This is a genomic window from Rhizobium atlanticum, from assembly GCF_030182485.1.
Classification (GTDB): domain Bacteria; phylum Pseudomonadota; class Alphaproteobacteria; order Rhizobiales; family Rhizobiaceae; genus Rhizobium.
In genome coordinates, this window is the sequence record NZ_JAQJCJ010000006.1 from 290,633 (window position 1) to 300,410 (window position 9,778).

Here is a 9,778-nt window from a genome sequence, read left to right on the forward strand (position 1 = left end):
ACCTCAGGCGAGCGTCTTCAGGACCTGCTGCAGCGCTTCCTCGAACAGCGCCATCTCAGCCTCCGGTCCGACGCTGACGCGGATGCAGCGATTGAGCGGCGCAACACCAGGCATGCGGATAAACACGCCATGCTCCATCAGGCCATCGACGATCGCCCGCGCATGGGCGCCGTCGCGACCGGTATCGATCGCCACGAAATTCGTCGCCGAGGGCAGCGGCTCAAGACCATTTGCCCGGGCGATGCGGCCGATCCGCTCGCGTGCCGCATGGATCTTCCCGACCACCTCGGCCAAATAGGCCTGGTCCTTGAGCGCCGCCAGCGCTGCAACTGTCGCCAGCCGGTTCATGCCGAAATGATTTCGGATCTTGTCGAAGGCCTGTGCCGTGCCCGAGGTCGAGATCGCGTAGCCGGTGCGTGAACCGGCGAGCCCGTAGGCCTTGGAAAAGGTGCGGGTGCGGACGATGTTCGGCAGATCGATGAGCGAGGGGATCGACGGCAATGAATTTGCCGGCCCCGTTTCGCTGTAGGCCTCGTCCAGCACCATCATCGTGGTCTCGGGCAGCGCCCGGGCGAAAGCGACGATGCTGTCGGCGTCCCACCAGCTTCCCATCGGATTGTTAGGATTGGCGAAATAGACAAGCGGCGCATTCTCGCGCCTGACGGCATCGAGCAGCCCGTCCAGATCCTCGCGGTCGTTGACATAAGGGACGGTCACCAGCCGGCCGCCGAAACCGGCGACATGGAAGTTGAAGGTCGGATAGGCGCCGAGCGAGGTAACGACGGGCGCCCTCGGCTCGATCACCAACCGGACGATGTGACCGAGCAGTTCGTCAATGCCGCCGCCGATGGCGATATTGGCGGGCGCCACACCGAGATGCGCGCCAAGTGCTTGCCGCAGCGCGAAATTCTCCGGGTCGTTGTATTTCCAGATGTCGTGCGTCTCTTCGCGGATCGCGGCAAGCACGGAAGGGGCCGGGCCAAAGCCGTTCTCATTGGCGCCGATTCGCGCCAGGACGGCGCGACCGCGCTCGCGTTCGATGGCTTCGGGGCCAACGAAGGGAACTGTGGAGGGCAGGGCGCTGATGAGGGGTGTAAAGCGCGAGAAGGCGGACATGCAAAAGCGGTTTCCGGACATGTTGAGATCAGGCGCAACAATAGGCCCGGGCCCAGCCATGGCAAGCAAGATTATTCCGCAGCCACGGCGCTGCCGATGCGTCCCTTTCAATCGGCAAGGCGACGAGTGATTTGAATTGCTGGACGATTTTTCCTCGGATCAGTTTCCCATCCGGGGACTTATACCGGGCTGGCGGCAAGCCTCGTCTCGCGGAACATCGGTGCACGCCTGGCGTCGATCGCTTCCATATTGCCGACAAGGAAATCGGCGCGGACGACGCGTCGCAGAACCTCTGGATCCAGGAGGTTGATGAACCTTACCCCGATGCGTTCCTTATGGCGGTAGACCTCGGCGCAACCGATGCGATAAGCCAGGCCGAGGATGTTCAGATAATAATGTTTCGGCAGACCGGCGGTTGTCGAGACGATGAACGTCGCACCGCCCTGCGATATGTCGATGATCTCGGCGCTTCGCATCGACACGCCGGTGAGGCACGGCCGCACGGCGACGATGCGGGCCGGGCGCTTGACGTGGAACTCTTCCCAGCGCAGGTCGTAAACGGCGGATTTGACCGTCGCAAGGTGTGTGGCGCGGAGCATAGTCATCTTACATTCTCCGTCAGACAGGGCACAGTTGGGGTTCTTGCTCTGAGCAAGCTGATCTTGCTCCAGTCACGGTCCCATGAATGTTTTGCACATTCGTCAAACATATGATGACAATTTTAACGAGTTTAAATTTTGTTCCCAAGCGGGACTCCTGATGTTCACAATCGGCACGCAGGCTGTCATGCCAAGCTCGATGGCGGATTGCGCCGCTATCATTTCCGGCGCTGTTTTCTCGAACTCTTCCAATGGCCGGGCGTTCTATCTGGATCGACGAGCAAGGGGCGCGTCGATGACGACAGCGAGGAGTTGAAGATGACCGACGTCAGAATCCCCGGAAAATCATGGATCGTAGTCTGCAATGGAGCCAAGGCCCTGATCATGCAGAACGCCGGCGATGCCCAGCTGATGAACCTGAAGGTGTTGGAAACCCTGACGCAGCCGAACGAGCCCGATCGCGAACTCGGCGCCGACAAGCCCGGCCGCAGCCATGCCGCAGACGGATTGAGCCGCAGCGCTGTCGAAGAGACCAGCTGGCAGGAGCAGGCCGAAGCGCAATTTCTGAAACATGTGGCGGAGCGAATGGACGAGCTGACGCAGGCAAAGGATGCGCGCCGTATCGTCCTCATCGCACCGCCGAAGGCGCTCGGCACCTTGCGGCCGGCGCTGAGCGCCGAGACGCAGGCAGCGATATCGGCGGAATTGGCGAAAGACTATACCAATCTGCCGATCGACGAGATTGAGCGGCATCTCGCAGCGTGATGAAACCGATCGATGAACTGACGCGGGCCTCTGGCCCGCATTTGTTGTTCGCTTCAGACCAACGGTCTCTGTCCGGCAAACAGATCCTCATGATCGGCAAACAGTGTGGCCAGGCGATCGATGACCGTCCTGACTTCCGGCCTTTGCCGCTCGTCGTCATGCGCGACGATCCAAATCTCGTAGGTCAATTCATCGATGACAGGCCCGGCGCGGACGAGTTTGCGATCCTGGTCGCCGATGAAACAGGGCAGCACGCCGCGGCCGGCGCCGCCTCGGATCAGGTAAAAGAGCATATGCGGCGTGTTCGTCCAGCTGGTGATCCAATAATCCGGCTGTTCGAAAGTCCACTTGTCCGCCGGTGTGATGGCGATGTCCGTTCCGAGTGAGATCCAGTTGCAATTGGTCTCGTCGTAATCGGCCGCCTGATAAACCGCATGCGCCACCTTGACTGAACGGCGGATCGCGACGTTGCCGCCGTCCGGCCGGCTGTGCCGAATGGCGATATGCGCCTCGCGATAGGTGAAATCGACACTCGCGTCACAAGTCTTGTAACACATGCGAAAACAGTCTTTCGGCGTCCAGACGCTGGCCAGGTGGTCGGCGATAAAGCGCGACGTCCAGCTGTCGACGACCGTCGACACAATCGGCAGCGTCAGCACTTCACCGCGCCAGTCGGAAATCGCCCGCGCCGCATCCTGCATCAGCCGGACGCGATCGAGCAGCTCCTGGCCGTCCTTGGCAAGCAGGTAGCCTGTGGGACCGCGGTTGAACAGCGACCGGCCGGTCACCCGTTCGAGCGCCAGCATACGCCGGCCGATCGTCGGCGCACTGAGCCCCGTCCGCGCCGCCGCCGCCGATAGACCGCCGCCGGTCGCGACATGGAAGAAAAGCTGCAGGTCGTCCCAGCTCGCCTCTTTCATGGATGAAAACCCCCTTTCCTCCATGCCTCTACATAACGGGGGCGTGAAGGCTTAGCTCAACTACTTCAGCAATAGATGGAGGATAGGCAATGCTTCTCAACTGGGTAGTTCTCTTCAACGAGGTCGCGTCCCGCAATTGCCGGATGCGCCGCGATCCCATGGCCGATCCGCTCGATGGCCCGGAATGGCGCGGACTTCTCTGGATCATAGCGATCATCGCGCATCTCTCGGCAACAAGAGGCGAGACGAGGAGGCCGCGCCGGGACCGGGCGGTGATTGGAAGACGCCTCAGTTTTCGAAGCTCAGTCGCAGCACGTGGTGCAGGAATTCCGGATTGAGCAGCATGTTGAAGCTGATCGTCACCAGTTCGTTTTCGCGCTTGACCAAGGTGGCGCCGATTTCGTCATGGATGCCGAGTATTTCGAGAAAGAAATGACTCGGCATCTCCAGGCTCGGACTGACTTCGAGCACGGCGCCGGCAAGTGTGATCGTGCGGATCAGGCAGCGTACCTGCGTCCCGGTGCTGAGGTGGTGGCCGACGAAGATGATATTGCCCGGCCTGTCGAGATTGAATTCCCGGTAAGCACGTTCCGGCTTGGGGTGTTCTGTGTCGAGGTGCATCTGAAAGGCCCTTTTAGCCTCCGCTCATCGTAAGCAGAGAATAATGCAAGAGTGCTGACGATTGCTGAAGATTGTCGTTAAGTTTGAAGGTTTTTGCCGAGATCGGCTGAAAATCGCACCGATTCCGTCCAGATCTGCTCCAAATTCGCGCAATTCGGCGGGCAGCCGCGCCATTCTTGACATGCCGACAGCGATCGCGCATACAAAGCCCCGGTTCGAGGCACCGGCCGCTCGCGGATGAAAATCCATGGTGAAGCCCTCGCGATCATGGTCACGGCCCCTTGTGCATGCTGACTGACGGCAATGCGAGCTCCCATTGACAGTCGAAGAGCATGCCTTGCGAAGGCTCACTCCATGACGACCTATCCCGGCATTGAAGAACTGAAGGCCCAGGCCAAGCGCCTGCGCCAGGCGATGAACGATCGCGGCAGCGCGCTGACCCACAGTGCGGCCTTGGAAATGATCGCCCGCCAGCACGGCGCGCGTGACTGGAACACGCTGGCGGCTCTGGCGGCAAAACCCAATGCGGCTGCGAAGACGCCGCTCTTCGTCGGCGCCCATATTCGCGGCCGCTATCTCAATCAGCCGTTCACTGGCGAAATCCTCTCGCTTTCGGCTCTGCCGGGCGGCCTCTACCGGATCACCATCCATTTCGACGAAGCGGTTGACGTGGTCACCTTCGAGAGTTTTTCAGCCTTTCGGCGGCGCGTGAGTGCACAGATCGATGCCGACGGCGTCTCCCCCAGGAAGACCTCGAACGGCGTGCCTCATCTGGTGCTCGATCTCTGATTTGCTCCTCATCCTTTCCTGGCTGCCCGCATGGCTTGTTCAAGCGCAGCGGATGTCGCCCGATATCACACGGATTTCTCCATGACCGATCCTTCCAAAGGCAATGACTTCCTCACCGGCTGGCTGCCGGGCGTATTCATCAGGACTGCGGCGCCGATCGTCGCGATCACTACCGTCAACGGCCTCTTTGCTGTCGTCGACGCCTATTTCCTGGGCGCCTATGTCGGCCCCGACGCGCTCTCAGCCGTCAGCCTGATCTTCCCGGGGTTGATGCTGCTGGTCGCCCTGCAATCGCTCGTCTCGAACGGCATGGGAAGCATCCTCGCCCGCCGGCTCGGTGCCGGCGATCGCCAGGGCGCGCGCCGGGTATTTTCCAGCGCCCATACGCTGGCGCTCGCCGTCGTCGTGATCCTCATCGTGATCTACTGGACCCTCGGCGAGCGGATCATCGATGCCGGCGCCGCCGAGAACACCGCCGTGGCCGACGGCGCCATGCTTTTCATGGGCGCGATGATCGCCGCGACGCCGGTGAGTTTTTTCCTGTCGCTGCATCTCGACGGGCTGCGCTGTGAAGGCAGGATCGGTTTCATGACGGCGGTCACGCTCTCGGCCTCGCTGCTCAACATCCTCGCCAACTGGCTGTTCATGGCGGTGATGCATTGGGGCGTGCTCGGTTCGGCCGCAGGCTCCATCGCTTCGCAATTCGTCTGTCTCGCCGCCGTGCTCGTCTATCGCTGGCGCCGGCCGGCGACGCTCAGGCCTTCTCCCGCATTCGCCCTTGTCGAATGGCGCGGCATTGTCGCCTTGGGCGCTCCCATGAGCCTAGGTTTCATCGGCATATCGCTTGCCTCGGCCCCGATTCTGGTCAACGTCTCGCTCTGGAGCACGCGTGATCATACCGCCACCATTGCCGCCTACGGCCTCATCACCCGTATCCTGACCTTCGCCTATCTGCCGCTGCTTGGTCTCAGCATCGCCCTACAGACGATCGCCGGCAACAATCACGGAGCCGGCCTTGGGTTGCGCGTCGGCCGCAACCTGCAGATCGCCATGCTCTCGGCGCTCGTCTATTGCAGCTTGGTGGAGATCACGGTGGAATTGCTGGCTGGCCGCATCGGCGCCGTCTTTGTTGGCGATCCCGCCATTATCGCCGAGGTCAGACGAATTCTGCCTTGGACGATCGGCGCCTATTTTCTCTTCGGGCAGATGCTGATCCTGTCGTCCTATTTCCAGTCGATCGGCGATGCGCCGCGCGCGGCGATCTTCGGTCTGTCGCGGCCCTATCTTCTCACCCTGCCTCTCACCTTCCTGCTGCCTTTCGTCTTCGGCGAGCAGGGAATCTGGATGGTGCCTGTTTTTGCCGAGGCAGGCATGGTGGTGCTTGCCTTGCTGGTGCTGTCTGAGAATGCCAGGCGCCGCGGCTGGCGATACGGGCTTCTGCCCGCCTGAGAGACGGAAGCCGCGCCTTCCTGTGCGGCTTCCGTCGATTGGCTTCTATTCCTTGCCGCTCTGCGCGGCCGATGTCGAAGCCTCCGCCTCGTTCAGTGCCTCGGCGCATTCCCGGCAGCAGACTTCGACGGTCTTGCCGCCGAGCTTGACGGTGATGGTCTCGGCGCCGAGTTCGCAGTCGCAGGCAGCGCATGTGGTCTTCTTCATCGGGTAATCCTCCATTGATCGTCCCCGGATCGGGACAGCATCATAAGAGCATCGAAGACCGCGTTATCGCTGTCGAAAACTTTAGCGATTATCAACTCGGAAAGGCTCTAAGGTCGGCGTCGCAGTTGCGCCGAGCGCTGGAATTCGGCCGGAGTCTGACCGAAGGCCTGTTTGAAGGAAGCGCTGAAATGACTGTGGCTGGAAAAGCCGAGATCGAGGCCGAGCGCGGTCAGATCCTCATACTGGCCGAGCAAATCGAGCGCCCGGGCAAGCCGCAGCCTCAGCTGATAGCGATAGAGCGGCGTGGCCTCGACCTGCTGGAAGACCTGGGTGAGGTAAACAGAGGAAACGCCGACTTCCGAGGCGACTTCCGCGAGCGTCCAGCGTCGCGCGAGATCGGAGGAAAGCACCAGCTTTGCCCGGTCGACGAGTTTCTGCCGGCCGAGGCTGGCGCCGGCCGCATGCGAGGTGCGCTCGCCGAGCGAGCGACGAACCAGCGTCAGGGCCAGCGTTTCCGCCTCGAGCGTTTCGGCGACGTTGCGCCTGAGACCGTGGCGCAGCAGGGCGACCAGCGCCTGCGCGCGAGGGTCGATCCGCCGGCGCTGGCGGCGGAAGGAAAAGGCCGGGCCGGGCTGGGCCTGCTCCTTCGGCGCCAGCTCTTCCAGCATGGATTCGTCGATCGACAGGTCGATGCAGCCGTCGCCGCCCGCGATCGGATGGCTGATCCGATAGCCCTGACCGGCATTGAAGAACAGCACCTGATTGGCTTCAGCCACCGTATCCGTGCGGCCGACATGGCGCATAAAGGCGCCGCGATAGGGATAGACGAGGCTTGTTTTGTGAGCACATTCCTCGTCGCTCTTGTGGCGGCACTCGCCATTGCAGACGACGTCACGAATAGTGACGGTCTTGGTTTTCAGGAGCAGAGCTGTTGAAAACTGCGACATTGTATCGTCCGGTTCAGGCAGGGCAGCCCGACAAGGCTGCGCTGGGGCACAGTACCACAGTGAATCTGATGTTTCAGTAGCGGCAGTAAACGTGCACGTCGCTTTCTGTCTGCCCCCGGGAGAGGCCGACATCCTTCAACTGATCGTCGGAAAGTTCCATCAGCGCATTGTAGTTGCGCCGTTCGCTGATCTTGCGCCCCAGCCAGCGGACTGCTGTGGCGGCTGCAGAAAGAGGGCCGGGCCGCCGCGAAGGGCGGATATTGCTGGCCGGTATCGTGAAATGCGAGTTGTGCATGATGATCCTCCATCCTCATTGGATGGAGGCAATGAACCATCACCGACAATTTGGCGCTGTCAGATTATTTAGCGATCGAGCGCGGCCTTCATGCCTTCAGCAGCCATTCGTGCTCGGCGGCATTGTGGAACTTCCAGATCCGCTTCGGCCCGGCCATGACGTTGAGATAATAAAGATCATAGCCATGCGTTGCGGCGCAGGGATGATAGCCCTTCGGCACCAGCGTCACGTCGCCGTCCTCGATCGCCATCGCCTCGTCGAGCGAGCGGTCGTCGGTGTAGACGCGCTGGAAACCGAAACCCTGCGGCGGGTTGAGGCGGTGGTAGTAAGTCTCCTCCAGGAAGCTCTCGTTCGGGAGGTCGTCCTGATCGTGCTTGTGCGGCGGATAGGAGGAGGTATGGCCACCTGGCGTGATCACCTCGACGACGAGCAGCGAATGCGCCGAATTATCGTCCTCAGGCATGATGTTGTTGACGTAGCGCACATTCGTGCCCTTGCCGCGCGTCACCTGCGGATGAGTGCCGGGCGGGATCGCCTTTGCCTCATAGCCGCCGCCGCCGGGCGCCGAGCAGACAGCCAGTTCCAGATCGGTCTCCGCCGTGACCGACCACGTCGAGCCCATCGGGATATAAAGCGCATACGGCGCCCCGTCGAAGGGATTCATCCGCTCGCCCAGCGTCCCGAAATCCTTCGCGCCGGCCGACGCCTTGCCTTTGCCTGTCACCCAGACCAGGCAGACTTCCCGATCGCCGGTCTCTCCCGATACCGTCTCGCCCGGCTTGACGCGGTGCAGATCAAAGCCGACATAGGTCCAGCCGGCATTTTCCGGGGTGACATGCGTGACGCGGCCATGTGTGCCGGATGGTTTCACCTTGAGGTTTGGCATTGGTGTTTCTCCTCGTATGTTGGTGGGCGCAGCCCCCTCATCCGGCTGCCGCCACCTTCTCCCCGAGGGGAGAAGGGATATGCCGCACCGTCGCTTTTCGCTTCTCCCCTTAGGGAGAAGGTGCCCGAAGGGCGGATGAGGGGGCCGCTTGCTCCAGCGGTCCGGTCAATTCGTCTCTCTTGTGAGAGGGGTCTTTCGTCCCGTTACCCCTTCGGAAAGCCTTCCGTTTCCACAGTATAACCAGCCGCGGTCATGACGCGCATCAGTTCGGCATGGCCGATCTCGGCCATCTTCTGCGGCGGCGCCTTGCGCGGATCCTGTTCGGCCTCGACGACGAACCAGCCTTCATAGCCATGGTCGGCGAAACGTTGGACGATGGCGCCGAAATCGAGCGAGCCGTCGCCCGGCACTGTGAAGGCGCCAAGCGCCACGGCGTCGAGGAAAGACTGCCGGCTGCGGTCGAGCCCATCCACGACGGATTGACGAATGTCCTTGACGTGGACGTGGTTGATGCGGGCGTGGTGATTGTCGATGGCGCGCAGCACATCGCCGCCGGCAAAGGCCAGATGCCCGGCGTCGAGCAACAGCGGAATACCTTCGCCCGAAGAGCGCATGAAGGCGTCGAGTTCCGGTTCGGTTTCGACGACGGCGGCCATGTGATGGTGATAGGAGAGCGGCATGCCCTTTTCAGCGCACCATTCGCCGAATTCCGTGACGCGGCGCGCATAGGCCTTCATCTCGTCGTCGGAAAGGCGCGGCTTGGTCGCGAGCGGCTTGGAGCGGTCGCCCTGAATGGAGCGACCAACTTCGCCATAGACGATGCAGGGCGCGTTGACCGCCTTGAACAGCTCGATCATCGGCGCAATGCGGTCCTTGTTGGCCGAGAGCTCCTCATTGACAAGCGTGCCGGAGAACCAGCCGCCGCACAGCGTCACGTCGGCGGCGCGCAGGATCGGCAGCATCTCTTCCGGGTTACTGGGGAAACGGCGGCCTTGCTCCATGCCGGTGAAACCGGCACTGCGCGATTGCCGCAGGCATTCTTCGAGCGACACATCGTCACTAAGCTCAGGAAGGTCGTCGTTCCACCATGCGATGGGCGACATGCCGAGTTTAGCCTTCATCAATATTCTCCTTAAAGACATTGCGGAGGAGCGGGTCGGCTCCTCCGGGAAAACGGGTTAACC

The 9,778-nt window shown here is 61.7% G+C and carries 13 protein-coding genes; 4 read left to right on the top strand and 9 right to left on the bottom strand.

The features are described 5' to 3' along the window. Window positions 1-3: 3 nt before the first annotated feature. Together PH551_RS11815 and PH551_RS11820 are read right to left on the bottom strand one after the other, a co-directional pair. Window positions 4-1,116: a pyridoxal phosphate-dependent aminotransferase gene (locus PH551_RS11815; protein ID WP_285193123.1), complete on the bottom strand. Its 1,113-nt coding sequence runs from the start codon at window positions 1,114-1,116 to the stop codon at window positions 4-6. Between the two features lie 179 nt (window positions 1,117-1,295). Next, on the bottom strand, window positions 1,296-1,721 hold the full coding sequence (locus PH551_RS11820; RefSeq protein WP_085777543.1) for a pilus assembly protein PilZ: 426 nt from the start codon (window positions 1,719-1,721) through the stop codon (window positions 1,296-1,298). Window positions 1,722-2,033: 312 nt separating this feature from the next. Between PH551_RS11820 and PH551_RS11825 the strand changes: the two genes are divergently transcribed. Then, window positions 2,034-2,480, top strand: a complete 447-nt coding sequence (locus PH551_RS11825) for a baeRF12 domain-containing protein (protein WP_085780021.1) — start codon at window positions 2,034-2,036, stop codon at window positions 2,478-2,480. 53 nt (window positions 2,481-2,533) lie between these two features. On the opposite strand, the gene PH551_RS11830 is transcribed toward PH551_RS11825, so the two are convergent. Continuing rightward, window positions 2,534-3,400 (bottom strand): LysR family transcriptional regulator, encoded by an 867-nt coding sequence (locus PH551_RS11830; protein ID WP_285193124.1) that lies wholly within the window; start codon window positions 3,398-3,400, stop codon window positions 2,534-2,536. 89 nt (window positions 3,401-3,489) lie between these two features. Here PH551_RS11830 and PH551_RS11835 point away from each other — a divergent pair, with 89 nt between their 5' ends. Beyond that, a complete protein-coding gene (locus tag PH551_RS11835; protein WP_085777545.1) occupies window positions 3,490-3,738 on the top strand; it encodes a hypothetical protein in 249 nt (82 codons plus the stop codon). Here the strand turns inward: PH551_RS11835 and PH551_RS11840 are convergent. Further along, a complete protein-coding gene (locus PH551_RS11840) occupies window positions 3,689-4,021 on the bottom strand; it encodes a hypothetical protein (protein ID WP_097599778.1) in 333 nt (110 codons plus the stop codon). The two genes, PH551_RS11835 and PH551_RS11840, sit on opposite strands and share 50 nt — an antisense overlap. A 354-nt stretch (window positions 4,022-4,375) precedes the next feature. On the opposite strand from PH551_RS11840, the gene PH551_RS11845 reads away from it, so the two are divergent. Together PH551_RS11845 and PH551_RS11850 are read left to right on the top strand one after the other, a co-directional pair. Continuing rightward, a complete protein-coding gene (locus PH551_RS11845) occupies window positions 4,376-4,810 on the top strand; it encodes a glyoxalase superfamily protein (RefSeq protein ID WP_183703874.1) in 435 nt (144 codons plus the stop codon). A gap of 81 nt (window positions 4,811-4,891) precedes the next feature. Then, a complete protein-coding gene (locus PH551_RS11850; protein ID WP_285193125.1) occupies window positions 4,892-6,259 on the top strand; it encodes an MATE family efflux transporter in 1,368 nt (455 codons plus the stop codon). Window positions 6,260-6,304: 45 nt separating this feature from the next. Here PH551_RS11850 and PH551_RS11855 read toward each other — a convergent pair whose 3' ends face one another. The 5 genes from PH551_RS11855 to iolE form a co-directional block, all read right to left on the bottom strand. Beyond that, the gene (locus PH551_RS11855) at window positions 6,305-6,466 is read right to left on the bottom strand and encodes a hypothetical protein (RefSeq protein ID WP_176536305.1); all 162 of its coding nucleotides are present in this window, start codon (window positions 6,464-6,466) and stop codon (window positions 6,305-6,307) included. A gap of 107 nt (window positions 6,467-6,573) precedes the next feature. Next, window positions 6,574-7,413 (bottom strand): helix-turn-helix transcriptional regulator, encoded by an 840-nt coding sequence (locus PH551_RS11860; protein WP_285193126.1) that lies wholly within the window; start codon window positions 7,411-7,413, stop codon window positions 6,574-6,576. Window positions 7,414-7,486: 73 nt separating this feature from the next. Beyond that, window positions 7,487-7,708, bottom strand: coding sequence for a DUF1127 domain-containing protein (locus PH551_RS11865; RefSeq protein WP_285193127.1), 222 nt, complete (start codon window positions 7,706-7,708; stop codon window positions 7,487-7,489). 88 nt (window positions 7,709-7,796) lie between these two features. Beyond that, window positions 7,797-8,594, bottom strand: a complete 798-nt coding sequence (gene iolB / locus PH551_RS11870) for a 5-deoxy-glucuronate isomerase (protein WP_085777551.1) — start codon at window positions 8,592-8,594, stop codon at window positions 7,797-7,799. Between the two features lie 203 nt (window positions 8,595-8,797). After that, entirely contained in the window at window positions 8,798-9,715 is a 918-nt protein-coding gene (gene iolE / locus PH551_RS11875; RefSeq protein WP_285193128.1) for a myo-inosose-2 dehydratase, read from the bottom strand. Window positions 9,716-9,778: the final 63 nt, after the last annotated feature.